Below are 26,161 nucleotides of genomic sequence, written 5' to 3' on the forward strand. Positions count from 1 at the left end.
TGGACGCGGAGGGGAATACCTTGGAAAAAATCATCGTCCGCGGTGGAAATAGATTAAGCGGTACAGTTAAAGTTGAAGGAGCAAAAAACGCCGTTTTACCTATTATCACTGCAACCTTATTAGCTAGTGAAGGAAAAACAATTCTAAATGATGTACCAGCTCTCTCCGATGTATTTACGATTGGCGAAGTTTTAAGACATCTGAATGCAGAAGTAGATTTTGAAACAAATCGTGTAGTTGTAGATGCATCAAGAGAGTTAAAAACAGATGCACCTTTTGAATATGTAAGAAAAATGCGCGCTTCAGTACTTGTAATGGGTCCTTTATTAGCGCGTATGGGTGAGGCTCGTGTAGCTTTACCTGGTGGATGTGCGATTGGATCAAGACCAATTGATCAGCATCTTAAAGGCTTTGAAGCAATGGGTGCTAAGGTTCAAGTAGGAAATGGTTTTATTGATGCAAAAGTTGAAGGACGACTAAAAGGTGCTAAAATTTATTTAGACTTCCCAAGTGTAGGTGCCACAGAAAATATTATGATGGCAGCAGCATTAGCGGAAGGCACTACAATTATGGAAAACGTAGCAAAGGAACCTGAGATTGTCGACTTAGCAAACTTCTTAAACGCAATGGGCGCTAAAGTTCGCGGTGCAGGAACTGGTACGATCCGTATTGAAGGTGTTAATAAATTATATGGTGCAGAACATGCAATTATTCCAGATCGCATCGAAGCTGGAACATTCATGGTAGCAGCAGCTATTACAGGTGGAAACGTACTTGTACGCGGTGCAGTAGCAGAGCACATCAGTTCACTTGTTGCTAAAATGGAAGAAATGGGTGTTGAAATTACTGAAGAAGGCGACGGCTTACGTGTTGTAGGACCTGAAAAGCTAAAATCAGTAGATATTAAAACAATGCCTCATCCAGGGTTCCCTACGGATATGCAATCTCAAATGATGGCATTATTATTAGCAGCAGAAGGCACAAGTATGATTACAGAAACAGTTTTTGAAAACCGCTTTATGCACGTAGAAGAGTTTCGCCGCATGAACGCTGATATTAAAATTGAAGGACGCTCTGTTATTATTAACGGACCTTCTCAACTACAAGGCGCTGAAGTAGCAGCAACAGATCTTCGTGCAGCAGCAGCGTTAACATTAGCAGGACTTGTAGCAGACGGCTATACGCGTGTAACGGAATTAAAACACCTTGATCGTGGTTATGTGAATTTCCACAATAAATTAGCCGCTTTAGGCGCTGATATTGAACGTGTAAATGACGAAACAAAGCAAGTAGAACAAACTCAACAGGCTTCAGACGTCAAGTAAATATGTCATAAAAAAGCATCTCGTAGCGAGATGCTTTTTTTGTCGTTGGACGACCCTTATGGCCGGTTTGCTGTCATAAAAGGTTGTCCAGCTCCATACATATGGAATATAGGGATATAGGTTTTCCTTGTCAAAATAATAGATATGGAGGCTAGGCGTTCATGAAACAAGCAAAGCCAATCGTCGTACTAGGAGTCATCTTTTTTTTCGTTGTGTTACTCATCCCAACCCTTCTCGTTGTTCCTTTTACTGAAAAGACAGATGGAAAGCTACATGAAAATGTCAAACAGACCCCAAAAAACGAAAAACTACAAAAAGTGACAGCATCTCCTCTTGACGTCAGTGTTTATCGTACGGAAACGAAAAAAGTAGAAAAACTGCCGCTCGAAGACTATCTTGTAGGGGTAGTAGCAGCTGAAATGCCCGCTACTTTTGAACTTGAAGCACTTAAGGCTCAAAGTTTGGCAGCCAGAACCTATATTGTGCAAACTATGATGAATGGAAATAGTCATCTTCCCCAAGGAGCGGATGTGACTGATACCGTAGAGTACCAAGTCTATTTAAATAAAGATGAGCTAAGAAGCAGATGGAACAAAGACTATGATTGGAAAATCAAAAAAATTCAAGAAGCAGTGAAGGACACCCAAGGTCAAATTCTTACGTATAAAAATAAGCCAATTAATGCTACGTTCTTTTCTACCAGCAATGGTTACACTGAAAATTCAGAAGCGTATTGGAAGAATTCCATTCCTTATCTAAAAAGTGTAGCTAGTCCATGGGATAAAAAGTCTCCTGAATTTACAAACCAGAAAGTAATGTCTGTCGCTAGCTTTGAACAGAGGCTTGGAGTGAAATTAACAAACAGTGGATCAGTAGGTGAAATTGTCTCTAGAACGCCGGGGCAGCGCGTAGATTACGTAAAGATAAACGGTAAAGAACTGTCGGGAAAAGATGTTCGGGAAAAACTGGGTTTATCGTCAGCTGACTTTCATTGGACAAAAAAAGGTAATGAAATTGTCATCAACACAAAAGGATATGGACATGGTATTGGGATGAGTCAGTACGGAGCAAATGGTATGGCACTAGAAGGAAAAACGTATAAAGATATTGTTACTCATTATTATACAGGTGTTGCGATTACCCCTAACGATCAGTTTGTTGCACAATTAACAGCTAAACGCTAATTCAAAGACCCTTATAGCAGGGTCTTTTTTTATGTTTTTCACTTTTTTTAAATAAAATGTATATTTTAGATTCATCTGTTGAAAAATAATCGAAAAAAATTTTTTATCGCTGTGTATATATTCATTCAATTGTGTTCAGACTGATTGCTGAGGTGATGATATATGAGAGAGGAAGAAAAGAAACGTACTTCTCCAAAATCGAAAGTTCAAAAATTAGTTAGAAAGCGTTGGGTGTTCCCGGCTATCTATTTAGCGAGTGCAGCAATTATTCTTACAGCAGTCCTTTGGTTTCAAGCTAATGGAAATGATATTAGCAAAGAAGACAAAAGCGGCTATAGCCAAGACGGTACGGCTTATCGAGACGACGCTGTAGAGGTAAATGCTTCGCTTGAAAATTTAAAAATGCCAGTTGCTAGTGAAGCATCAGCTATCGTGAAAAAGCCTTTCTACGACGATCAAGCATCTGAAAAACAACAAGAAGAAGCACTAGTTTTCTACAACAATACGTATCATCCAAACACAGGTGTTGACTTAGCTGTTAAGGGAGATAAATCATTTGATGTTGTAGCAGCAGCTAGCGGTACAGTAACAAAAGCAACAAAAGATCCTTTACTAGGTTATGTAGTAGAAATTGATCACAAAGATGGTTTAGTAACACAGTATCAATCTCTTGAGAAAGCTGATGTAGAAGTAGGAGATATTGTTAAACAAGGCCAAACGATCGCAAAAGCTGGAAAAAGCTTATATAATCAAGAAGCAAAAACACATGTGCACTTTGAAGTTCGTAAAGATGGTGTAGCAATTAATCCAAGCAGTTATTTTGGAAAATCTGTTAGTTCTATCAAAGAAGTCAAAGCAGCTGAAGTGACAGAACCAAAAGACGATTCTTCTTCTGAAGAATCAAAGGATAGCGAAAAATCATCTGATGAAAAGACTAAAGAAGATAAAGATTCAAAACAACCTTCAACAGATACGTCTAAACCAAATGCATAAGGCAAGGCTATAAATACGAAAAGAAGCTGGATAAAACCAAGCTTCTTTTTTTATGAATTTTTCTAAAATGAGATGCATTATGTTAAAAAAGTAAATAAAAAACACTAAAATTTCAAAAAAATATAAGAAATCACTTGTCCTTACTGACTTTTCTAGCATATATCTGCACACAAGCTAATAAACTGTTACAAACCTATAAAGAGAATGTTAGAAAAGGGATAATATATACATTCCCTTGGATACTTCTCATATCCAATTTGGGGAGGGCGAGTAGTGTGCACGATTACATCAAAGAGAGAACCATCAAGATTGGAAAGTATATTGTAGAAACAAAGAAAACAGTTCGTGTAATTGCGAAAGAATTTGGCGTTTCGAAAAGTACTGTCCATAAAGATTTAACAGAGCGTCTACCAGAAATAAATCCTGAGTTAGCAAATGAAGTAAAAGAAATTCTTGATTACCATAAATCTATTCGGCATTTGCGTGGAGGAGAAGCAACAAAATTAAAGTACAAAAAGGAAGAAGAAACTGTAAAGTAAAAAAATGCCCAATATTGCCTTTTTTATAGAGGTAGTATAGGGCATTTTGTTTTTTTTTGGATAAAATAGGTATATAATAAATATTTTTGCTAATAACAACATACATATACAAATTGTGATAAAATAGTAAATTAGGAAAAAAGAATGGTTATCATGCAAAGATATGTAAATAGAAGGAGGATTTAAGGTATGTTAGCAAAAGACATTGGTATCGATTTAGGTACAGCTAACGTCTTAATTCACGTTAAAGGCAAAGGAATTGTGTTAAATGAACCGTCTGTTGTGGCGATTGATAAAAATACAAATAGAGTGCTAGCAGTAGGAGAAGAAGCGAGGCGTATGGTAGGAAGAACGCCCAGTAATATTATTGCCATTCGTCCCTTAAAAGATGGTGTTATCGCTGACTTCGAAATTACAGAGTCTATGCTCAAACACTTTATTAACAAATTAAATGTAAAAGGTTTTTTATCCAAGCCTCGCATTTTAATTTGTTGTCCAACGAATATTACCTCTGTTGAACAAAAAGCAATTCGCGAAGCCGCTGAAAAGAGCGGTGGAAAAACCATTTATTTGGAAGAAGAACCAAAAGTCGCGGCTATTGGCGCTGGAATGGATATCTTTCAGCCGAGCGGAAACATGGTCGTAGATATTGGTGGAGGTACAACTGATGTGGCTGTCCTTTCAATGGGCGATATCGTAACAGCAGCTTCTATTAAGATGGCTGGTGATCATTTTGATGCCGAAATTTTGCAGTACATTAAGCAAAAATACAAGCTCTTAATTGGAGAGCGTACAGCAGAAGAAATTAAAGTGAAAATTGGTACGGTGTTTCCTAAAGCTCGTAATGAAGAATTGGACATTCGAGGGCGAGACATGGTTTCAGGCCTACCTCGTACGGTTACTGTTTATTCTGAAGAAGTAGAGGAGGCGCTTAGAGAGTCTGTCAGCGTCATCGTACAAGCTTCGAAAAGTGTATTAGAGCGTACACCTCCCGAACTTTCTGCCGATATTATAGACAGAGGCGTTATTTTAACTGGCGGTGGAGCACTGCTTCACGGTATGGATCAGCTGTTAGCGGAAGAATTAAAGGTGCCTGTGCTAATTGCAGAAAATCCAATGGGTTGTGTAGCTGTTGGAACAGGTATTATGCTCGATAATATTGATAAACTATCTCGTCGCAATATTGTTTAAATAAATGAAGACTCCTCTATTGGCTCGTTTCATACAGAGGAGTCTCTTCTTTTATCTATTATACTCTGTCAGCCGGCTATAACGAACAACGTTTACTTGTAAGGAGGATGAATTATGTTTAAAGGGTTTTACACGGCAGCAGCGGGTATGCTGTCTCAGCAGCGTCAAACGGACTTATTAACGAATAACATAGCGAATGCTAATACGCCAGGATTTAAAGCAGATCAAGGTACGTTAAAGGCATTTCCTGATATGTTACTGCAGCGAATGGAATCTGAAGATTTACCCACTGACCGTAACGTCTCTGTTCAGAACAAAAAAGACATAGGTACGATTAATACGGGTGTGTATATGCAAGAAACAGTTCCAAATTTTACACAAGGTGATCTTCAGCAAACGTCTCAATCAACTGATATTGCATTGATGGAGCAAAATATGCCTACAAAAGAGGGCGGACTATTTTTTGCGGTAAAAAGCCCTAATAATACACCTCAATATACAAGAAACAGTAATTTTACATTAGATCAAGAAGGGTTTTTAACTACATCTACCGGAGCTCATGTATTAAATACAAATAATCAGCCAATTCAACTAAAAAGTGAAAACTTTATAGTAGATTCACAAGGTAATGTAACGGAAAATAATCAGCAGATTGCACAAATCGGTATTGCTTATGCTAGTGATTTACAAACGATTAAAAAGGCAGGGAATGGATTGTATGAAACGTTGAACAATCAGCCATTACCTTCAGCAAGGAATAGCCCAGGCATTTCTTATCAGTTAAAGCAAGGATTTGTTGAACGTTCCAATGTAGATGCTGCTCAAAGTATGACTGATTTACTAACGGCTTACAGAGCTTTTGAGGCAAATCAAAAAATAATGCAAGCTTACGATAGAAGCATGGATAAAGCGGCAAATGAAATTGGACGCGTGCGTTAAAAGCAACAGGGGAGATGAGTAGAATGAACCGTACAATGATAACAGCGGCTAATACGATGGGACAGCTGCAGCAGCAGCTTGATGTCATTAGTCATAATCTATCTAATACAAATACGACAGGATATAAATCGAGAGCTACTTCATTTAATGATATGCTGTATCAACAAGTAAACAATCAAGAAGATAAGGGAACAGAAAAGCGGCTTACACCAGCCGGAATTCGGCAAGGCACAGGTGCTTATTTAGATCAAACGAGTTTGAATATGACGCAAGGTGCTTTCGAGAATACAGATAAACTATTAGATGTAGCTGCATCGAACACAAACGTTTATTTTCAAGTTGCCGTAAACGATTCCCAACAGCCTGTACAATATACGCGAGATGGTTCATTTCACCTTAGACCTGAAGGCCCGAACAATGTTAAATTAGTAAACGGGTCTGGACAGGATGTGCTGGGGGAAAATGGCCAAGCTATTATTTTTAGTAACGCGTTCAAAGATATACAAATTGATGGAAGTGGAACGATAACGGTTACTACGAACACTGGTGTTGAACAGTTTACCCTTGGGTTAACAAATGTTCAAAAGCCGCAGATGCTAGAAGCTAAAGGAGAAAATTTATTTGCCTTTTCAGCAGGGATGAACCAACCGAATATGTTTACAGATTTGATTGGAAAAGCTCGTGACACAGCAGGCGTAGAGCAAGGGAAATTGGAACAGTCAAATGTAGATTTGAGCAAAGAGCTCACTGATATGTCCATTGCTCAACGTGCATATCAGTTTAATTCCCGCTCTATTTCAATTGCAGACCAAATGATGGGCTTGGTGAATGGAATCAGAGCTTAAGCAAGTAGTTGCTTCTCAATTGAGCATTCTGTATATTGATAATAGTATCGTATGTTACATGCGGTTTGAAAGGAGACTTATTTATGCTTGATATTGAACAAATTAAAGAAATTATTCCACACCGATATCCATTTTTATTGGTCGATCGTATTTTAGAAGTGGAAGAGGGAAAAAAAGCAGTTGGTTTAAAAAACGTATCTGCCAATGAAGAATTTTTTAACGGGCATTTCCCTGACTATCCTGTGATGCCAGGGGTTTTAATTGTAGAAGCTTTGGCTCAGGTAGGAGCAGTAGCTATGCTGAAAAAAGAAGAAAATCAAGGACGTTTAGCATTTTTTGCAGGCATTGACAACTGCCGCTTTAAAAAGCAAGTAAGACCTGGCGATCAACTGCGTTTAGAGGTGGAAATTGTACGTGCGCGTGGATCTATTGGCAAGGGAAAAGGTATCGCAACTGTAGACGGAGAGTTAGTCTGCGAAACAGATATTATGTTCGCTTTAGGCGATAAAAAAGAATAGTACATAAGAGCTGCTGATGCAGCTTTTTTTATTGGCGCTGCAAAGCAGAAAAAAGTTTCTTTAATAAAGGTATAATATCCGTTAGCAATTCTTTTTGAAGAGTTGGTGACAGAGATGAAAATTGTAAGAGCAAATTTTTCAATGAGGGCTGTTTATCTATGAGTTTTAAAATCGCGTCGTCGCGTGAATCAGATTCACGTTTTCTTGTTAAGTAAAGAAGTTGGAAATCATGTAAATGATCTTGTTTATAAGAGGAAGGGTCAATAAGTTGGTCTAGCGTAACTTGAAAACAACTACATAGAGATAGAAAGTCAAAAATGGAAGGCGTTTGCTTCGAACATTCCCATTTCGAAATAGTTGTACGCGAAACATTTAATTGATTTGCTAATTCTTCTTGTGAAAACCCTCCTTTTAGTCTGAAATGCTTAATTCTTTCTCCAAAACCCTTCATATGCATCACCTAATTTCGTAAAGATAAGTATATGTCTTATTGTTCGAATCTAGTTCATATTCTTTCTAATATGCCGAAATCGCACAATATGGAACACATATACTTTACTTTCTGCAATAAAGGGAATAAAACCTGTTTTTATTTCTTTTTTTTCTTTAAAAAGACTTATTTTTTCTGCATGAATATAAAAAAAGAACAAAAATAGAGGTTTTTATAGTAAAAAAATCCTATTTTTTGTTCGGTATATTGAAAAAAATGGTTGAATAATGGAGAAAAATGCATTAATATACGAATTACAAAGAAAAAGGAGTGAAAAAATGACAAATTTTTATTTGAAAAGGCAAGGCGCTCGTATAAGAGATAATCGCTTCAAACGTTCTAGTTGTGCTCATTTATTTTTAGGAAAAAAAGAAAGGTACCTCTCCAGTGAGTTCTCTTTTCTTTACCCTTCTCATGGACCAACGAAAAAGACAGCAAACAATAATCCCCTCTTTTAAATACAGACACCTTGAGATGAATTGGCTTATTTTTTAGATGTACTTTTTACCGGTCTGTTTCGAAGCTGCAGTTTGAACTGTTGAAGCAAATCTTCACCTGACAACCCTTGGTTAATTAAATCCTCTAAGAGCATTTCAGCATAATGAAGTCTCCGTTCTTTTAAAACACCTTTCATTAACAAACTAATACGATTTTCACCAATTGAAGTAATGGAAGCCACGGTAGCCATAAAGGTAGCGGGATCATTTGTTTCTTTCGTAATTTTAGCTTCTACCGTCACTTTTTGTTTATTTTTCAACAAAACATGAAATTCATCGTACCATTTCTTATCGATAACTGCTTCTAAAATCCAGTTATTTTCGCCGTCTTCTTTATTAATAATAAGGCCGTTAGTTAGTGAGACAGACTGGCGCTTTTCTTGATCATCAACCAATTGAAATGACACAAGTTTAAATGTTTTCATTGATGTTTCCTCCTTTACGTAAATAGTAGGTTATCCATATTATAACATGAATGAGCTTAAAGATTCCCATTATTCAATCAGTTGGAGTGGTAGACTATGATTAACCATATTGTTCTTGTAGGAAGACTGACAAAAAAACCGGAGCTTCGATATACCCATGAAGGGATTGCAGTATCTACTATTACTTTAGCAATTAATCGAACGTTTCGAAATGTTGAAGGTGAATATGATGCTGATTTTGTCAACATTACTCTGTGGAGAAAAAATGCAGAAAATACAGCTGCTTACTGTGATAAAGGAGCGGTTGTAGGTGTGGTAGGGCGTGTACAAACGCGTACATTTGAAAATAATCTTCAGCAACGAGTATATATGACCGACGTCGTGGCTGATGCTGTTAAATTTTTAAGTGGAAAGCCAACCGATTCTTCTTCATTTAGTTCAAATCACCAAGAAGAATAAAGTTATCTAGTATGAAAGGGGGTGGTTAGTTCAGCTAAGGTTTTAATTCCCCTTGTCTATCATAATAGAAGATAGATCCTCTTTAAGAGCAACGCTCTTTCTATGTTCTCAAGAGAGAAAATTAAAGTATTCACTATCCCCGAACTATTCCTCTATTTCAGCCGTTAAATCATTTACCGGTTTTTTTGCTGTATATAAGAGGTTGAGGCATAACTGAATCAATGCAATCTAAAGACAAACAAAACGGGATAAATGAGCTGGTATGGATGACTTGTTACACCGCTGTTGATTTCCATGCAAGTCTTCGCTTTCCCGGGGCGGCCGATGAGCCTTACCCTCCAATCAACAGCTAGAAGCATCTACATATATGAAATCTGAGTCCATCCTACCAATGAAAAAATCCGAACGAGTTTGATTCTCCATCAAGCATCAAACTCGTTCGGATTTTCCTTCAACTAAAATACTTTTGTCTCAGCTTCTATTAGTTATTTAGCAAATCTTTTTGCACCTAAGTAGCGCTTGCTCCAGTAGCTGTTATCTAAGCTCGCAATGGTTACACCCGTAGAAGATCCAGCATGAATAAATTGGCGATTACCAAGATAAATGCCCATATGTGTAGGACCACTAGAATATGTATTAAAAAATACTAAGTCTCCAGGCTGTGGATTACTTACAGGTGTTGATACACTCCAATAACCAGCCGTCGTATAGCGTGTTGTAGAAATTTGTTGTTTCATTACGTAATAAATGAATCCGCTGCAGTCAAAACCAGAAGGAGTTGTGCCACCCCATTTGTAAGGAACACCCATATAACGTTTTGCATCTGAAATCATTTGCGATACATTTAATGTTCCGCTAGAAGTTGCAGGTGTTGATGTACTTGGTTTTGTAGTTGGCGTAGTTGTTTGACTGCTTTTTGATACCTTTAATTGTTGATTTACATAAATCGTATTAGACGTTAATCCGTTTATTTGTTTTAATTCGCTGACGCTCATGTGGAATGCCGAAGCTATTTTAGACAGGCTATCTCCACGCTGAACCTTGTAAGTTCCGTTTGGATCCTTAGAAGTAGTTTCTGCTGGTTTACCCGTAGTTGGAGTGGATGCGCTGTTGCTTCCATTTACTTTTAACGTTTGGTTAATATAAATGATATTGGAAGAAAGAGCGTTCAAACGTTTTAATTCTTCTACGCTCATATTAAAACGAGTAGCCACTTTCCAAAGGGTATCGCCGCTTTGAACTTTATAGGTTGAACCAGTAGCGGGAGCTGAAGGCTTTTCTTCCTTATTAGATGTTTGAGAGGTTGAAGCAGAAGGAATCGATAACGTTTGTCCTATGTGAATTGTATTTGAAGATAACTTATTTACGTTTTTTAAAGCTTCTACCGTTGTATGATATTTGGTAGATAATGACCAAAGTGTATCTCCAGCTTTCACTTGAACAGTTGAAGCAGATGCTTCAGCTGAAGCTTGATATAAGAATGTTCCGCCAATAATGGCCCCTAGAGATAAAGCGAGCTGCCTTTTTTTCATTAATAAATCCCCCTAATTATGTAAATGTTTCGTGTTTATTTTTCCAGTATGTCTATTAAATTACAAAAATATTATATGTATAAATATGCTGGAATTTAAAGAGAAAGTAAAGGGTCTTTTTCGCTATAAAAATACCTTTTTATAAAAAAAACGATATTTATCGCGTTTTTTGTATCTTTATCAGTAGTTGAAGAACGATTTACACTTATTTTTTTGTGTCGAATGATCTAATAAAAAAAGAGGACAAGTAAAAAAGTCCTCTTTTTGGTAACGATGTAACCTATTTTATAATTTTTCTTATTCATTTCTGTAAGCAAGAAGCTCTTGTAGCTCTTTATTCGAAAGTTCTGTTACCCATTGATCTCCTTGGATGAGTTCATTGTTTAAATGTTGTTTTTGATTGATCACTTCATCAATTTTTTCTTCAATCGTTCCTCTTGTAATAAATTTATGAACATGAACAAATTTTTTCTGACCAATTCGATGGGCCCGATCGGTTGCTTGGTTTTCAACAGCCGGGTTCCACCATCGGTCAAAATGAATAACGTGATTTGCAGCTGTTAAATTCAATCCAGTTCCCCCTGCGCGAAGAGAAAGGATAAAGATGGCTTTTTTCCTTGCCTGAAATTGAGCAACCATTTCATCTCTTTGTTCTTTTGACAAACTTCCGTGAAGGAATAAAACCGGCTCGTTGATTTCTTTTTCTAAGGTTCTTTGCAGCATGAGTCCTGTTTCAATATACTGAGTAAAGATTAAACAGCTTTCTTGCTGTGTGCGAATGCTTTCTACGAGTTCAATAATTTTTTCACTTTTATGAGATCGCCGTACCGTTTGTTTAGCTGCACTTTCCTTTAAGTACAGAGCGGGATGATTGCATAATAATTTTAGCTTATTTAGTGTTTGCAAAATCAGGCCTTTTCGTTCAAATCCTGTTTTTCCCTCTGTTTCTTGAAGCATTTCTTGAACTAGCTCCTGGTAAAGTGAAGCCTGTTCCGCTGTCAGCGGGATATATTCTTTTTGTTCTTGTTTATCAGGCAGTGAGCGGGCGATGTTTTTATCTTGTTTTGTTCTTCTCAATAAGAAAGGCTGAATGAGGGCTTTAAGCTCCACCGTTCGTTCAGGTTTCTCTCCTTTTTCAATGCCGGCTACAAATCGGTTTTTAAATGAATTGATTGTGCCTAAGTAACCGGGATTTATGAACTCAAATAATGACCATAGTTCCAGCAGGCGGTTTTCAATGGGAGTTCCAGTTAGCGCAATTTTGTGTCTTCCTTGCAGCTGCCGGATGGCTCTTGCCTGTTTAGTCTGCGGGTTCTTAACATGTTGTGCTTCGTCTAAGGAAATGCTGTTCCACATAAACCCTTTCAACAATTCGAGATCTAAAAGGGCAACTTGATACGTTGTAATCACAACGTCGGTGCTTTCACATGTCTTCTCAAATGCATCTCCGCTGGCTCTTTTTGTCCCATAATGAACATGAACGCGAAGAGAAGGGGCGAACTTCTGGAATTCTTTTTCCCAGTTTCCGATTAAAGAAGTTGGACAGATGATAAGAGAAGGAAAGCTATGTGACTTATGAATGTTTGTTAAATAACTAATTAATTGAATGGTTTTGCCTAGTCCCATATCATCTGCTAGACATCCTCCTAAGTTAAACTTTCTCAGAAACATGAGCCAATTTACGCCTTGCTGCTGATAAGGTCTTAGCGCACCTTTAAATGTCAAAGGTGGCAGAACTTCTGGCAGCCGTTCTAAATTCGTTAAAGATGTAATAAATGATTGAAAGGAAGCGGGGAGTTGGAACTCAACTTTTACCTCTTCTTCATCGGTTTTACTGTCTGCCATGTAGGTTAGCTTCGTTTTTAAAATTTCATGAATTGAGACGCCTTTTTTACTAGCTTCTTTAACAATTTTCTGCGCTTGTTTAATTAATCTAGAATCCAGTTGAATCCACTGTCCGTTAATAGATAGTAATCGGCGTTTTTGTTCGACTAATTTTCGAAACTCTTCTTCTGAGAAAGTTTGATTGCCAATAGAAAATGACCAGCGGAAGCTGCTGATAGCTTGTTTACCAAATAATGCAGATGAAGTATTTTCTATAGTACCAGATACTTTTATGGTGGCTTTTTTTAATGATTCCCACCAGCTTGGCAAATGGATAGAGACACCTTGTTTAATCAATGCTGCACTATCTTGAGTTAGAAATTCCCATACTTCTTCATCTGTTAGGACAGACTGAATAAACGCTCCTTTTTGGTATAAAGTAGGAGCCAATGCTTTCCATCGCTCGTGTTCGTAAGCGATATATGATTCGTAGTGATTCCACTCTTTAGGAAGCGTTCTTTCCAGTATAAAAGGTTCTTTGGCTTCATCGTGGGGAATCACGAATGTTTCAGCCGTCCATACATCTCCATCGGTCGTTGGCTCTACAATACGCAATGAAAGGTCAAAGGGAGGATTATAGCTCTCGCCTTCTATGCTTATTAAAAAGTCTTTTCCTTCTTTTTTTAATAGGCTCTCTTTAATTTGTGCTCGCCACTCTTGCTCATCAGCTTGTGAAAGCGATCCAGTCATTTGCTTTTTTAAAGGAAGAGAATGAAATTTCCCTTGGATAATCCTCTTTGTCATATCGACTGCAATTTGCTGATAAGCTTCTGCTGAAGCGGACAAAGCCGGTTTCAACACATGCTGTTGAATAGATAATTGTATGAAAGTGAACATTTGCCATGCAGAAAGAAGAATTCCTTTTTTTCCATTAATCTCAACCTGTGTAGCTTCGCTTCCATAATAGGTCTGTTCATGCCATAGAAACAGCGCATCTTTCCATGTATCAGGGAGCAAAATTTGGCCGCTAGGTGATACACAGTAGAGAAAAAAGTCATCGTGTACAGGTTCGACTTCAAGTGTTAAGTGAAACAAATCAAACATTCAGTAAATCTCCTTTTTCTAATAGTTGTTGAAATGCGCGCTGTTTCTTTGTTTTTATCGTTAATTCTTCTATATAATGTTCCCATAGTAGAGAGCGATTCATTTGTAGATAAAGTCTCTTTAATTCTTGTAAGTAGATATAGGCTTCGTGATAACTGCTTTTCTTTTTTTCATAAATCAGCTTTGAAATCATTTGATGATAAAGAGGGATAATCAGCTTTTCATCTTTTTGTTTTAAGGCTTCTATCGTTTGCTCGTCATATTTGATGCTGTCATATTGAAGAAGCACCTGTAATTCAACCCACTTTTTCAATTGGTCAGAAGCATATAAAAAATCACTATACTCAATAAAACTATAGGGAAGTAACGTTTGTAATGCTTCGGTATACAAAGTTTGATCGTTCGTTAAGTCTTTATAGTGCTGAAATAAATTTGCAATCATGGATACCATGTTTCGGCTTCCTTGATAAGTAGTCGGAACGGTGCGCACGTAATCTCCTATATAAGCCATTATATAAGAGCCCCACTGAGCAAAGCGGTCAGTTTCTTTTTCGTGCAATAAATCATTTAACCAAGGGATAAGATAAGGAATCATTTGTAATGTTTCATCGCTCAAACGTTCTTTTGCTTCTCTATCTTTTTCTTGAAGAAATAAAAGATAGGAAAGAGCTGTATTATTTATAAAAGAACCATGCTTGGCTTTTAATTCGCGTTCCTCGTTTTTTCGCCATCTTTCCAACGTGAAGACTTTTTGCCAAATAACGCGATAAATTTCAATACGCTCATATTGTAAAGGCATATCTTTATGCAATAATTCTCGGATGTATGGAATGCTGTCCTCTATAATAGATAATGCATCCCGATCGTATTTCGTTTGCTTTAATGAATCAGCGGTAGCATAAATTTCATTTGTTATTTTGTATACGTGACTATATACAAAAGATTCTTCGATGTTGGTAGAAAGCTGCTGAGTCTGTAATTGAGCTGATAGTTTATTGAATGAATGAACCGCTCCATACATACAAAATAAAGCATAAAGCAATGGATGCTCAGGAGCCTTTTTCACTAAGGCACGGTAATAATATTGATAGTATTCATGATAAATGGAACGGTCTTTTTCGTTTCGCCCCTGCATAAAAAGCGTATACTGCTCTTCAAAAGTTTGTCTCCACTCTTGAAAAGTTGCCTTCGGCTTTTTTAACACTTGTTTGGCAGATAGCATACTCAAAGCTGCCTTTTCATGGTTTCGCCATTCTTTGAATAGGGGCGAAAGCGGTTCTATTAATGAATACATATAAAAAAACGCTGCAAAGCAGTGTTCACAAAATCCGCGATGCTGGCAAGAACAGGTACTTTCAGGAAGCAGCTGCTTGTTTAGTTCAACATAAAACGAATCAATTTTAACGTTTAATATCTGTTCATCATTGTGCAAAATGAAGAATGAATGGGTGCGGTAAAGGTCTAGTCCTGCTTGGGCATTTGTACGATAGCGTGCATCACTGTACGGGAAATGATGTATAAATTGGTGCTGTAAGTGATCTGAAAACGAACTCATAATCCCATTCCTTTCTATACATAAGTGGAACATAAAATTATATTTATAAGTGATTAATTTTCTTTTCATTATAAATGATAAAAATAGAATTATACAAAATCTTTTGTTATGATAAAGCAGAATCCAACATGACTCTTTATAAAAAGAAATGGATTCAACATGACTTTGTGTACATACTCAATCGAAGACTTACTATACTATAACCAATAAGCACGATTGGCATTGACAGGAGGAAAAGTAAGTGAAAATTCGTAAAGCTATTATTCCAGCAGCTGGATTAGGAACACGCTTTTTGCCGGCTACAAAAGCACAGCCTAAAGAAATGCTGCCAATTGTAGATAAACCAACGATTCAATACATTGTGGAAGAAGCAGTAGCATCAGGTATTGAAGATATTTTAATTGTAAGCGGTCGCGGAAAACGAGCAATTGAGGACCATTTTGATAAATCATATGAGTTAGAAGAAACATTAGCCGCAAAGGAAAAGTGGGACATGCTTGAAGAAGTGCAGGGGATTTCGAATTTGGCCAATGTTCACTACATTCGTCAAAAGGAACCTAAAGGGTTAGGTCATGCTATTCACTGTGCAAGAAGTTTTATCGGAGATGAACCGTTTGCTGTTATGCTAGGCGATGATGTAGTTCAATCAGAAACACCTTGTTTGAAACAGTTAATGGACGTATACGAAAAATATGAATGCGCTGTAGTTGGTGTACAGGAGGTGCCTAGGAAAGAAACTTCAAAGTACGGAATTGTAGGTCCTAAAGGAGAGCCTCTTGAAAAAGGATTATTAGACGTAGAAACGCTCGTTGAAAAACCGAATCCAGAAGATGCCCCTTCAGGCTATGCAATTATGGGGCGCTATATTTTAACACCGGAAATTTTTGATATCTTAAGCAGAGAAGAGATTGGTGCAGGAGGAGAAATTCAATTAACAGATGCTATTTTACGTCTGAATGAATTTCAACGTGTACTTGCTTATTATTTCGAAGGAAAACGTTATGATGTCGGAGATAAATTTGGGTTCATTAAAGCAACAATTGATTTAGCCTTACAAAGAGAACCGCTGCGAGAAGAGTTAGTGAGCTATTTTAGAGAAATTGTCGAAAAAGAAGGGCATATGTAAAAATATATTTACTAGGGGAACTATTGGGAATCATGGAGATTTTCAATAGTTCTTTTGGGTTAGAGCCCGTTGTACAAAAGATGGTTATATCGTTTATTGATGAATTCTCATAAAATGTTACATAATAATAAGTAAAAGAAATTATTTCATGTTTTTATATAAATGCTATCATGAAATGACATTTTTCGATATAATATCAGATAGGTTTTATTTATTAAGCATGTCATATAAAGGAGATTTTCTGCAATGACAAAGAAATTGTGTGTAGTTGGTTTAGGATATATAGGTTTACCGACAGCTGTTATGTTTGCTAATCACGGCTTATATGTACATGGTGTCGATGTAAATGAAAAAGCAGTAGAATTAATTAAAAATAAGCAACTTCATATAGAAGAAAACGGCTTACAAGAACGTTTAGAATCAGCAGTTGACAACGGCCACTTTACGGTAGGCACAACAGCTGAAGAGGCGGATATTTTTATTATTGCTGTGCCATCACCAATTAATGAAGATAAAACGGCAAACTTGAACTATGTTCGAGAAGCGACAAAATCGATTGTTCCTTACGTTCGTAAAGGAAATTTAGTTATTTTAGAATCCACAGTTCCTCCGCGTACAGTAGAAGATGTTATGCTACCTGTGCTAAAAGAAACTGGTTTAGAATTAGGCAGTGAGCTATTTGTTTCTCATTCACCTGAACGCGTTATTCCAGGAAAAGTATTTGAGGAACTAGTAAATAATGACCGTATTGTCGGTGGTATTAACGAAGAGTCTAGTCGTTTGACTGTTGAACTTTATAAAACATTTGTAAAAGGAAATATTCACGTAACGGACGCTACAACAGCTGAAATGGTGAAAGTAATTGAAAACACATATCGTGATGTGAACATTGCGTTTGCCAATGAACTGGCGAAAATTAGTGAGAAAATTGGTGTAAATGCGTGGGAAGCGATTAAGTTAGCGAACTATCATCCACGTGTAAACATTCACTTACCAGGTCCTGGTGTAGGCGGCCACTGTATTGCTGTTGACCCTTGGTTCTTAACGGAGCTTCAGCCAGAACTGGCGAAAATTATTTCTCTTTCTCGTCAGACAAATGATTCAATGCCTGAATATACAGCATTAAAAACGAAAAGCCTACTAGATGAAAAGGGCATTCAACATGGACGTGTCGCTGTTCTAGGTTTAGCTTTTAAAGGAAATATTGACGATATGCGTGAAAGTCCATCAACGGATGTGCTTCATCACTTAGAAAAGCTAGGTGTTGATTACACAGCATTTGATCCTCATATCAAAGAGAATAAAATCGAACGTCAAACGCAAAGTTTGGATGAAGCTGTTGCACATGCAGATGTGATTCTTATTTTAACAGATCATAATGAGTTTAAAGAGCTTCTTCCATCAGCTGTTGAAAATCATATGCGTACAAAGATTATTTTTGATACGAAAAACTGCATTCAGCGTGATCAATGGAAAGCAGCAGGCTTTGACGTAGTGTTACTTGGTGATTCAAAAGTTTCTACTTTATAAAAAGACGGGCTGAACAGCCTGTCTTTCGTTTGTAAAAAACTAAAAAATCAACATACGGGTGATTTAATGAAGGAAAACATCTTAGGAATAGACGTTTGTAGCGACACGTACGATGAGCTAGCGGTAAAGTTACTTCAGGATATAGATAAAGGCCGAAAATCATTTATTGTAGCAATCAACCCTGAAAAGATTATGAAAGCACAAGAAGACAGGGAATTGAAGTCACTATTAAATCAGGCGACTTATCAAATTCCAGATGGAATCGGTGTGATTTTAGCTTCAAAGCTCAAAAAGGGGCGTATTCGTGAGCGTGTAACGGGTATTGATATGATGCTGAAGCTGTGTAAAGAAGCAACGAATAATGGTAAAAGAATTTTTTTATACGGAGCCAAGCCTGGAATTGCAGATGAAGCCAAAGCTAAGTTGGAAGAGATGTTTCCAGGGATTTCAATTGTTGGAACATTAAATGGCTACGAAAAAAATGAAGAAGTGATTGAACGTACGATTAATGATTCAGGAGCAGAAATTGTTTTTGTGGCTTTAGGCAGCCCAGCCCAAGAAAATTGGATTATTGCTCATAAAGAGAAACTTAATCCTTCTGTTTATCAGGGCGTAGGAGGCTCGTTCGATGTTATTTCAGGACGATTGAACCGAGCGCCTGCTGTTTTTCAAAAGTTTGGTTTAGAGTGGCTTTATCGATTGTTAAAAGAACCATGGAGATGGAAGCGTCAGTTAGAATTACCTAGGTTTCTTCTTCGAGTGTTAAGAGGTTAAAAAAGCATGCGGATTATATCCGCATGCTTTTTATTTTTAGATATCTTCTTTTTGGTTTTGTTGCTTGATTTCATCCGTTAGTTCATGCAAGCTTTGTCGCACATTTCCTTTTCCAGAAAAGTTCTCAATTAATTCCTTCACATCTATACCTGATGATGCTTTCAGAGATTCTTGAAGAGAAGACATTAAGTTTGTTGCATAGCCAGTCACTTTATTAGCTCCGCTGTTTTCACCGTTGCTTCCTGTATCCACAACCGTAATTTTGTCAATATTTGCTAAAGGACTTGCGACTTGTTTTGCATATTCAGGAAGCATCTTGATAATCATATCTAAAATAGCCGCTTGACCGAACTGCTCGAATGCTTCAGCTACCTTTTGTTTAGCTTCTGCTTCAGCTAAACCTTTTAAGCGGATAATCTCAGCTTCAGATTCACCTTGGGCACGCTGAGCATCAGCTTTTGCTAACCCATCAATTCGAACGCGTTCAGCTTCAGCTTTAGCCATTGCTTCAATTCGATATTTGTTGGCGTCAGCTTCAGCAAGCTGTTTTGCTTTTTCAGCTTCTGCGGATTGTTCAACAGAGTAACGATCTGCATCTGCTTTCTTTTTTACTTCAGAATCGTATTGACGCTCACGACGAAGAATTTCTTTTTCTTCCAATTCAATTTGTTTCTGACGTTCAATAATGCGGATTTGCATTTCTTGTTCTGTTACATCTTGTTTAGCGCGAGCTGTTTCTAGATCATATGCTTGGTCAGCACGAGCTTTGGCAATATCTTGTTCGCGGCGGTATTCAGCGGTTTTTAACTGATTCATTTTTTCAGCTTCCGCGATTTCTGTATTTCGCTCAAGCTCCGCTTTTTGGGCATCTTTATGAGCCTCAGCACGCTTGATTCTTGTTTCTTTTTCAGCTTCCGCTGTTGCAATGTCAGCATCTCTCTTAACTTGAGCAATACGAGGTTTCCCTAGCGATTCTAGATAGCCGTTCTTATCCCGAACGTCTTTAATTGTAAACGATACAATAATTAATCCCATTTTAGCTAGATCTTGTGAAGCTACGCGCTGTACTTCTTGAGAGAATTTTTCACGGTTTTTATAAATTTCTTCTACCGTCATAGAACCAAGAATCGAGCGAAGGTGACCTTCTAAGACTTCTCTAGCTTCGGTTTCACGATCTTCTTTTGCTTTGCCCAAAAACTGCTCAGCGGCCGTTGCAATTTCTGAAATAGAACCTCCAATTTTGATAATTGATACCCCATCAGCCATAACAGGAACGCCTTGTTCTGTATATACTTCAGGTGTAGACACTTCCAGTTTGCTTGATAGCAAGCTCAGAGGCTCAGCCTGTTGAAAAACTGGCAGCACAAACGTACCGCCGCCGCGAACAATTTTAATCCGGTTTCCGGATTCATCGACGTGTACGTTTTTATTTCCGAGATAGCTCCCTGTTACAATTAACGCTTCATCTGGACCTGCTGTACGGTATTTTGTAATAAATACGGCAATCAGCGCAATTAATAAAAAAACAACAATTCCAAGGACAACTAATATAGGTGTTGAAAACATAAAACTCCCCCTAATGCTATTTATAATGATTGATTGGTCATAACTTCTTCATAAATCACAACGAGTGCGTTGCCTCTTTGTATATCTACCACAAGCACTTTGCTGCCTAAAGGTATAGCAGTTTTTTTAAAGCTGGCAGCGGGTTTGGAGATCGTGCCGCTAACCCCTTCGATAAATACTTCTCCATAACCATCTGCAGGAACGGAAGTAATAATGGTACCAAGTCTTCCTTTTAACGAATCTTCAGTAAAAGCAAGAGACTCTTCAGCCGATGATAAAGGAATCAATACGAAAACGTTGAGCAAAATAACGAGTAGAAGGGCAATAAGAGCGGAAATCGAAATAATCCAATAATTTTGCAATGACGTATAGGTGAACAAATATCCACTGGCACTAAAGAATGTTAAAAAAGAAAAAAGAAGAGAGGGGTTAAAAAAAGGTATCGCTTCAGATAATCCATCTAACAAATCGCTAAATAAAATGTATAAGAAGGTTAGACTTCCGCAGATAATTAATCCATACAAATACACTGTTTGAACAGATAGACCGAGCATAGTTCATTCAACACCTCCTTTATGTAAGATGATTGATGCTGTTTCTACTATGTATTACGAACCGTATTGAAAAAAGTTTCATTTTTTTGATTAAATTCCTTTTTTGTTTAATTTTATCTCTGTCCATTTCACTATATTTTAACTTTTAAATGATATAAGATAAGGACAACGATTCAGTAAATGCGGTTTGAAGTAGTAGACATGCATAGGTCAAAAGTTTGTTCATATAATGAGTGGGGCTATGTGAAATAAAAATAAAGGTTTAAATATGCTTAATAAAAAGGAAAAAGAGTTAAAGATGACGAATAAATTAGACGAAAAGGGGGGAGTTCGCTTATATTTTAATAAAATATAGTAAAGAAAATGTTCTACATAAAATAACCACATAAAAATACAGTAAATCAGCTGTTTATACACCAAAAAATACAGTTGTTTTCTATTAATAGTTTGTAAATGTGCTAATTTTTGAGAATAAATTTCTATTTAAGTAGTAGAATCATTGTGATATAATCCATTTTGGGAATAAGTAAGTAATTATTGTTATACGCAATTTGAAATACTATCCAATTATATAAAGTTGGATACATTTTTTATGGTTTTGGTTAACATAAACCTGAGGAGGGTCTCCATGCTATATTTGACCTTGTTTATTTGTTTTATTACATCTATTCTGATCACTCCGCTGGTTAAGAAGCTGGCGTTTAAAATAGGTGCAACGGATAAACCAAATCAACGAAAAGTTCATCAAAAAATTATGCCTCGCCTTGGAGGTTTGGCGATATTTTTTAGTTTTCTTATTGGATACCTCGTTTTACAGCCTGACAGTAAATATGCGCTGCCGATTTTAATCGGAAGCATTATTATCATCATTACCGGTGTCTTAGATGATATGATTGAGCTCTCCGCTAAAATCAAATTAGGCGGTCAGCTAGTAGCGACATTAATTGTTGTTGTATACGGTGGAGTCCAAATTGACTTCATTAACTTGCCGTTTGGCGGAAAATTAGAATTCGGAATGTTAAGTATTCCAATTACGGTATTATGGATTGTAGGAATTACCAATGCTATTAATTTAATTGATGGATTGGATGGATTAGCTGCCGGCGTTTCCTCTATTGTATTGATTACCATCTCGGGTATGGCTATTATGATGGGCAATGTGTTTGTGACAAGCATGGGTTTCATTGTATTGGGAAGTACGCTCGGATTTTTGTTTTACAACTTTCACCCCGCTAAGATTTTTATGGGGGATACAGGAGCACTATTTTTAGGCTATATGATTTCTGTATTGTCTCTGTTAGGATTTAAAAATGTAGCGGTTATTTCCTTCATTGTTCCAGTTATTATTTTAGGGGTACCAATTTCAGATACGTTCTTTGCTATTATTCGCCGAATCGTAAAAAATCAACCGCTATCGGCTCCTGATAAATCTCATTTGCATCATTGCTTGTTGCGCTTAGGTTACAGCCATAGACAAACGGTTTTAATTATTTATGGAATGAGTGCGATATTTGGTTTAGCGGCAGTTATCTTCTCAAAGGTACAAACAATGTGGGGTTCTTTTCTTGTACTAGCTATCCTCCTTGTGGCGATTGAAATTATCGTTGAAAAGATAGGATTAGTTGATAAGACGTATAGGCCGATTCTCAACATGGTTCGTGGGCTTCGTTTAAAAAATTAATTAAAAAGACCTCTTGGATATGCAAGAGGTCTTTTTAATTATTCTGTTGTATCTGAAGTTGATTCAATGCCTAAATGCTTGCGGAGCTTTTCACTTACTTTTTCCACTGAATCATTGTCTAGTTTGAAGTAGTAAACGCCGTTAATTTTTTCATCGCTGCCGTCTAAGTTAATGGTTTCGATGTCTACTTTTTTCGAAGCATAATCATAAAACGAAAGCATTTCACCGAACATTAAATTCGTTTTCATATTATCGCCAACAGCTTCGATAAGGTTGCCATATTTATTTAGTGATCCAATAGAAGCAGCTTTTTTAATCATGGCTTCGATCAACTGCTGTTGTCTTTTTCCTCGCTCAATATCGTTGTCTTGTTTTCGTGTTCGAGCAACAGCTAACGCTTCTTCGCCATTTAAATGTTGGTTTCCTGGTTTTAAGACAATAGCATTATGACGATCTTTTGAGTCCTTTTCACTCATCGCATAAGGTACATCAAAATCGATTCCCCCAAGTGAGTCTACAATGTCTGTGAAAGCTTTAAAATTCACTTTAACATAGTAATCAACAGGGACATTAAACAGCTGTTCTACCGTTTCTACAGTTGCTTTTGGACCTCCGTACGCATGCGCATGAGTAATTTTATCTTTTTTATTCACTTCAGGTATATAAACCCGCGAATCTCGAGGTATGCTTACAAGCTTTACGGTTTTATTTGTTTCGTTAAAGGTCGCCAAAATCAAAGCATCTGTACGGGCTGATTTTCCGAACTTCCTGGTTTCACTATCATCTACGCCCATAAATAAAATGGATATATCATCTTTTTTGGGATCGATTTTACGATCACGCATAGGAGAGTTATCGCGATCTCCGAGTCCTTCATAAGAATCAGAAGCTACTGTTTTAGCTTTAACAAATAAATAAGATCCATAAGCGGTTGCAGAAAGCCCTAAAATAAGGATAGGTAACAGAAAAAATGTAAAAAGCCTTCGTTTTCTTTTCCGTTTGTTTACTCTTTTTTGAAAACGTCTATATTGAGCCATACGGTTTCTCCTTTTATTCGTATATTCGAACATTTATTGTGACACTTAGTATGTGTTATAAATTGGAATGTATGAATCAAACTCGTCAAAGCTATGTGTCTTTACGAGGTTTTTACTCATTGACAAGTAGCGCAACCATCAGAATAGTTGCGCTATTTATCAATTGTACAATGTTTTTTAAGAAGAGTAAATAATTCATTCTGCATCTTCTTCTAAATAGGTCGTCTCACCTGCTCGAATATCTGCTTGACCGTTTGTTAGCTCAGTCATCCATTCAGTAAATGCTTCTGTTTGAGCTTCTTTTACAAATGTTTCAATCTCTACCATGTCTGCGTAGTGGATTTCTTTTAATAGATAAACGGAACTGCGAAGCTCATTTTCTAATTTTCCAAGCCATGTATAGTCAACGGTTGTATGCATAACCGCCATGAGAGTTCGTTTGACTGTACCTAATTCATTTAACGCTTCGGAAACGGATTTTCCATACGCGCGCACCAAGCCACCTGCGCCCAATTTAATGCCTCCGAAATAGCGCGTAACGACGACCACCGTATCTTTTAAGCCTCTCTTTTTAAGCACTTCTAACATCGGTACGCCTGCTGTTCCACTTGGTTCTCCATCATCGTTTGCTTTTTGAAATTGATCTCGTTCTCCAATTAGGTAAGCTGAACAGTTATGAGTAGCATTCCAGTGCTGTTTTTTAATGTCTTGAATAAATTGCTGAGCTTCTTCCTCAGTTGTTACACGTTTCATATGACAAATGAATCTAGATTTTTGAATAGTGATTTCATGTGAACCTTCTTGTTTTACGGTATAATATTGTGATAACAATCAAAAAATCCTCCTTAGCGTTATAAATAGAAGAAAAACGGGTATTTACGTACTGTTTACTTGCTATTAGTATAAAATGTTTATGAAAAGACATCAATTAATCAAATTCAACATCACTTAAACAAGCCATATAGAATATACGTTATAATAAAGTAGTGTGCAGGCTTGTATAGCTAAATAATGAAATGATTGAAACAGGCAGTTAGTCACTGTTGAAGAGTGAGCGTAAATGGTAATCTATTCAAATAACGCGAGTCAAGCGTCGATTGATGTCGAGTTTGAGGGTACTAAAAACAACCGTTACTTTTTGGATATAAAAAGTCAGATAGGGAGAAAATATGGATCTTATCCTCACAATTCAGATAGGTCATACGAATACTATATATAGCATGAACGTATAGACATTTCTCCGAATGTGAGTATAGTTTGGGGTGAGTAAATGTCGAAACATAAATTAACAAGCAAGGCACTTGATGAAATTTTTGAGAAGATTATTGGCACAGTAGGAGATAGTAAAAATGAAGTCTATCGCCTTTCTGAAGATGCCAGACAAGAATATCAGCAAATTAAAGAAGAGTTAGAAGTGTTAAAAGGAAAAGTTCTTGAGACGATAGAGCAAGGCGATAAATTGGAAACTCAGGCAAGGTTGGCTCGAAAGCGTTTGTCTGATGTGAGCCGACATTTTCAAATTTATTCAGAGCCTGAAGTAAAAGACGCTTATGAAAAAGCACACGAATTACAAACCAAGCTGCTGATGAATCAGCAAAGCGAATATCAGCTGCGTAATCGTCGAGATGAACTAGAAAGACGCTTGCTTACATTGGAAGAAACGATTAAACGTGCCGATCACCTAGTAGGTCAAATTTCCGTTGTGTTAAATTATTTAACAAGTGATTTAAAACAAGTAGGGGAAATAGTAGAAGATGCTATTCAAAAAGAGTATTTTGGCTTTCGGATTATTGAAGCTCAGGAAGAGGAACGGAAACGTTTGTCCAGAGAGATTCATGACGGCCCAGCTCAAATGCTTGCAAATGTTATGATGAGATCGGAATTAATTGACCGAATTTACCGGGAACGTAGTGCAAAAGAAGCAATGGAAGAAATTCGAGATTTACGAAAAATGGTTCGTTCTGCCCTATACGAAGTGCGTCGAATTATATATGATTTAAGACCGATGGCACTTGACGACTTAGGTCTAATTCCGACGCTGCGTAAATACCTTGATACAATTGAAGATTATAATGAAGGCAAGCCTCGGATTACGTTTATTTCCATTGGACAAGAGAAGCGAACTGCTTCAAAATTAGAAGTAGCACTGTTTCGTCTAGTGCAAGAAGCTGTAACGAACGCATTAAAACATGCAGACGCAACGGAAATCCAAGTGAAGATAGAGTTCAACAATGAACACGCTATTTTGCTGGTCAAAGATGACGGCTGTGGTTTTAATCAAGAAGAGAAAAAAGAGAATTCGTTCGGCTTAATAGGAATGAAAGAGCGTGTTGATTTGTTAGATGGGACTATTTCTGTTCATTCGAAAATTAATCAAGGCACGCTTGTTATGATTAAAGTACCGATTATAGCCGCTTAAAAAGGCAGAGATATGTATATAAATAGGGGTCAATATAGAGTAAAACATTTGTTG

23 protein-coding genes are annotated in these 26,161 nt (G+C 37.1%); 14 read left to right on the forward strand and 9 right to left on the reverse strand.

All coding sequences use genetic code 11. The features are described 5' to 3' along the window. Positions 1-20 precede the first annotated feature (20 nt). The 8 genes from murA to fabZ all read left to right on the forward strand — a co-directional run bounded on the left by murA (position 21) and on the right by fabZ (position 7,534). Positions 21-1,325 carry a UDP-N-acetylglucosamine 1-carboxyvinyltransferase gene (gene murA, locus SB717_RS19785; protein WP_028411990.1) on the forward strand — a complete coding sequence of 435 codons (1,305 nt, stop codon included), beginning with the start codon at positions 21-23 and terminating at the stop codon, positions 1,323-1,325. Positions 1,326-1,486: 161 nt separating this feature from the next. After that, positions 1,487-2,509 (forward strand): stage II sporulation protein D, encoded by a 1,023-nt coding sequence (gene spoIID, locus SB717_RS19790; protein WP_071269957.1) that lies wholly within the window; start codon positions 1,487-1,489, stop codon positions 2,507-2,509. Between the two features lie 162 nt (positions 2,510-2,671). Beyond that, on the forward strand, positions 2,672-3,502 hold the full coding sequence (spoIIQ, locus tag SB717_RS19795) for a stage II sporulation protein SpoIIQ (RefSeq protein WP_028409695.1): 831 nt from the start codon (positions 2,672-2,674) through the stop codon (positions 3,500-3,502). A gap of 275 nt (positions 3,503-3,777) precedes the next feature. Next, a complete protein-coding gene (gene spoIIID / locus SB717_RS19800) occupies positions 3,778-4,041 on the forward strand; it encodes a sporulation transcriptional regulator SpoIIID (protein ID WP_013059792.1) in 264 nt (87 codons plus the stop codon). Between the two features lie 189 nt (positions 4,042-4,230). Next, positions 4,231-5,232, forward strand: a complete 1,002-nt coding sequence (gene mreB, locus SB717_RS19805) for a rod shape-determining protein (RefSeq protein ID WP_074681812.1) — start codon at positions 4,231-4,233, stop codon at positions 5,230-5,232. 114 nt (positions 5,233-5,346) lie between these two features. Continuing rightward, on the forward strand, positions 5,347-6,171 hold the full coding sequence (locus SB717_RS19810) for a flagellar hook-basal body protein (RefSeq protein WP_410904521.1): 825 nt from the start codon (positions 5,347-5,349) through the stop codon (positions 6,169-6,171). 23 nt (positions 6,172-6,194) lie between these two features. Next, the gene (locus tag SB717_RS19815) at positions 6,195-7,016 is read left to right on the forward strand and encodes a flagellar hook-basal body protein (RefSeq protein WP_410904522.1); all 822 of its coding nucleotides are present in this window, start codon (positions 6,195-6,197) and stop codon (positions 7,014-7,016) included. 83 nt (positions 7,017-7,099) lie between these two features. Further along, entirely contained in the window at positions 7,100-7,534 is a 435-nt protein-coding gene (fabZ, locus tag SB717_RS19820; protein WP_013059788.1) for a 3-hydroxyacyl-ACP dehydratase FabZ, read from the forward strand. A gap of 28 nt (positions 7,535-7,562) precedes the next feature. Here fabZ and SB717_RS19825 read toward each other — a convergent pair whose 3' ends face one another. Then, positions 7,563-7,985: a helix-turn-helix domain-containing protein gene (locus SB717_RS19825; protein ID WP_029715129.1), complete on the reverse strand. Its 423-nt coding sequence runs from the start codon at positions 7,983-7,985 to the stop codon at positions 7,563-7,565. 523 nt (positions 7,986-8,508) lie between these two features. Continuing rightward, positions 8,509-8,946 (reverse strand): YwpF-like family protein, encoded by a 438-nt coding sequence (locus SB717_RS19830; protein WP_074681806.1) that lies wholly within the window; start codon positions 8,944-8,946, stop codon positions 8,509-8,511. 96 nt (positions 8,947-9,042) lie between these two features. Here SB717_RS19830 and ssb point away from each other — a divergent pair, with 96 nt between their 5' ends. After that, entirely contained in the window at positions 9,043-9,405 is a 363-nt protein-coding gene (gene ssb, locus SB717_RS19835; protein ID WP_074681804.1) for a single-stranded DNA-binding protein, read from the forward strand. Positions 9,406-9,890: 485 nt separating this feature from the next. Here ssb and SB717_RS19840 read toward each other — a convergent pair whose 3' ends face one another. The 3 genes from SB717_RS19840 to SB717_RS19850 form a co-directional block, all read right to left on the reverse strand. Next, a complete protein-coding gene (locus SB717_RS19840) occupies positions 9,891-10,937 on the reverse strand; it encodes a C40 family peptidase (RefSeq protein WP_410904523.1) in 1,047 nt (348 codons plus the stop codon). 297 nt (positions 10,938-11,234) lie between these two features. Next, entirely contained in the window at positions 11,235-13,865 is a 2,631-nt protein-coding gene (locus SB717_RS19845; protein WP_410904524.1) for a DEAD/DEAH box helicase, read from the reverse strand. Then, positions 13,858-15,420 (reverse strand): replication initiation protein, encoded by a 1,563-nt coding sequence (locus tag SB717_RS19850; protein ID WP_410904525.1) that lies wholly within the window; start codon positions 15,418-15,420, stop codon positions 13,858-13,860. Before SB717_RS19850 ends, SB717_RS19845 begins: the two co-directional genes overlap by 8 nt. A 241-nt stretch (positions 15,421-15,661) precedes the next feature. Between SB717_RS19850 and galU the strand changes: the two genes are divergently transcribed. The 3 genes from galU to SB717_RS19865 all read left to right on the forward strand — a co-directional run bounded on the left by galU (position 15,662) and on the right by SB717_RS19865 (position 18,850). Continuing rightward, entirely contained in the window at positions 15,662-16,546 is an 885-nt protein-coding gene (galU, locus tag SB717_RS19855) for a UTP--glucose-1-phosphate uridylyltransferase GalU (protein WP_028412001.1), read from the forward strand. A gap of 246 nt (positions 16,547-16,792) precedes the next feature. Beyond that, the gene (locus SB717_RS19860) at positions 16,793-18,076 is read left to right on the forward strand and encodes a nucleotide sugar dehydrogenase (protein ID WP_028412002.1); all 1,284 of its coding nucleotides are present in this window, start codon (positions 16,793-16,795) and stop codon (positions 18,074-18,076) included. 66 nt (positions 18,077-18,142) lie between these two features. Continuing rightward, a complete protein-coding gene (locus SB717_RS19865; RefSeq protein WP_410904526.1) occupies positions 18,143-18,850 on the forward strand; it encodes a WecB/TagA/CpsF family glycosyltransferase in 708 nt (235 codons plus the stop codon). A gap of 36 nt (positions 18,851-18,886) precedes the next feature. On the opposite strand, the gene floT is transcribed toward SB717_RS19865, so the two are convergent. Both floT and SB717_RS19875 read right to left on the reverse strand, forming a co-directional pair. Next, positions 18,887-20,416, reverse strand: coding sequence for a flotillin lipid rafts scaffold protein FloT (floT, locus tag SB717_RS19870; protein ID WP_410904528.1), 1,530 nt, complete (start codon positions 20,414-20,416; stop codon positions 18,887-18,889). A 20-nt stretch (positions 20,417-20,436) separates the two neighbouring features. Next, on the reverse strand, positions 20,437-20,970 hold the full coding sequence (locus SB717_RS19875; RefSeq protein ID WP_410904529.1) for an NfeD family membrane protein: 534 nt from the start codon (positions 20,968-20,970) through the stop codon (positions 20,437-20,439). Between the two features lie 628 nt (positions 20,971-21,598). On the opposite strand from SB717_RS19875, the gene SB717_RS19880 reads away from it, so the two are divergent. Then, on the forward strand, positions 21,599-22,651 hold the full coding sequence (locus tag SB717_RS19880) for a glycosyltransferase family 4 protein (RefSeq protein WP_013059776.1): 1,053 nt from the start codon (positions 21,599-21,601) through the stop codon (positions 22,649-22,651). A 38-nt stretch (positions 22,652-22,689) separates the two neighbouring features. On the opposite strand, the gene SB717_RS19885 is transcribed toward SB717_RS19880, so the two are convergent. Beyond that, entirely contained in the window at positions 22,690-23,688 is a 999-nt protein-coding gene (locus tag SB717_RS19885; protein ID WP_028412005.1) for an LCP family protein, read from the reverse strand. Positions 23,689-23,883: 195 nt separating this feature from the next. Continuing rightward, positions 23,884-24,519: a YigZ family protein gene (locus SB717_RS19890; RefSeq protein WP_074681790.1), complete on the reverse strand. Its 636-nt coding sequence runs from the start codon at positions 24,517-24,519 to the stop codon at positions 23,884-23,886. Positions 24,520-24,958: 439 nt separating this feature from the next. Here SB717_RS19890 and SB717_RS19895 point away from each other — a divergent pair, with 439 nt between their 5' ends. Continuing rightward, positions 24,959-26,107 (forward strand): sensor histidine kinase, encoded by a 1,149-nt coding sequence (locus SB717_RS19895; RefSeq protein ID WP_013059773.1) that lies wholly within the window; start codon positions 24,959-24,961, stop codon positions 26,105-26,107. Positions 26,108-26,161: the final 54 nt, after the last annotated feature.

The sequence above is a fragment of the Priestia sp. SIMBA_032 genome (assembly GCF_046535215.1).
Taxonomy (GTDB): Bacteria; Bacillota; Bacilli; order Bacillales; family Bacillaceae_H; genus Priestia; species Priestia aryabhattai.

Excerpts from the sequence above, each read along its gene's own strand:
- SB717_RS19840 (WP_410904523.1), bottom strand. The coding sequence starts at position 10,937 with ATGAAAAAAAGGCAGCTCGCTTTATCTCTAGGGGCCATTATTGGCGGA.
- SB717_RS19830 (WP_074681806.1), bottom strand. The coding sequence starts at position 8,946 with ATGAAAACATTTAAACTTGTGTCATTTCAATTGGTTGATGATCAAGAA.
- SB717_RS19865 (WP_410904526.1), top strand. The coding sequence starts at position 18,143 with ATGAAGGAAAACATCTTAGGAATAGACGTTTGTAGCGACACGTACGAT.
- spoIID (WP_071269957.1), top strand. The coding sequence starts at position 1,487 with ATGAAACAAGCAAAGCCAATCGTCGTACTAGGAGTCATCTTTTTTTTC.
- SB717_RS19815 (WP_410904522.1), top strand. The coding sequence starts at position 6,195 with ATGAACCGTACAATGATAACAGCGGCTAATACGATGGGACAGCTGCAG.
- SB717_RS19885 (WP_028412005.1), bottom strand. The coding sequence starts at position 23,688 with ATGGCTCAATATAGACGTTTTCAAAAAAGAGTAAACAAACGGAAAAGA.
- mreB (WP_074681812.1), top strand. The coding sequence starts at position 4,231 with ATGTTAGCAAAAGACATTGGTATCGATTTAGGTACAGCTAACGTCTTA.
- SB717_RS19850 (WP_410904525.1), bottom strand. The coding sequence starts at position 15,420 with ATGAGTTCGTTTTCAGATCACTTACAGCACCAATTTATACATCATTTC.
- SB717_RS19810 (WP_410904521.1), top strand. The coding sequence starts at position 5,347 with ATGTTTAAAGGGTTTTACACGGCAGCAGCGGGTATGCTGTCTCAGCAG.
- floT (WP_410904528.1), bottom strand. The coding sequence starts at position 20,416 with ATGTTTTCAACACCTATATTAGTTGTCCTTGGAATTGTTGTTTTTTTA.
- SB717_RS19895 (WP_013059773.1), top strand. The coding sequence starts at position 24,959 with ATGTCGAAACATAAATTAACAAGCAAGGCACTTGATGAAATTTTTGAG.
- SB717_RS19845 (WP_410904524.1), bottom strand. The coding sequence starts at position 13,865 with ATGTTTGATTTGTTTCACTTAACACTTGAAGTCGAACCTGTACACGAT.
- ssb (WP_074681804.1), top strand. The coding sequence starts at position 9,043 with ATGATTAACCATATTGTTCTTGTAGGAAGACTGACAAAAAAACCGGAG.
- SB717_RS19875 (WP_410904529.1), bottom strand. The coding sequence starts at position 20,970 with ATGCTCGGTCTATCTGTTCAAACAGTGTATTTGTATGGATTAATTATC.
- SB717_RS19825 (WP_029715129.1), bottom strand. The coding sequence starts at position 7,985 with ATGAAGGGTTTTGGAGAAAGAATTAAGCATTTCAGACTAAAAGGAGGG.
- spoIIQ (WP_028409695.1), top strand. The coding sequence starts at position 2,672 with ATGAGAGAGGAAGAAAAGAAACGTACTTCTCCAAAATCGAAAGTTCAA.
- SB717_RS19860 (WP_028412002.1), top strand. The coding sequence starts at position 16,793 with ATGACAAAGAAATTGTGTGTAGTTGGTTTAGGATATATAGGTTTACCG.
- fabZ (WP_013059788.1), top strand. The coding sequence starts at position 7,100 with ATGCTTGATATTGAACAAATTAAAGAAATTATTCCACACCGATATCCA.
- SB717_RS19880 (WP_013059776.1), top strand. The coding sequence starts at position 21,599 with ATGCTATATTTGACCTTGTTTATTTGTTTTATTACATCTATTCTGATC.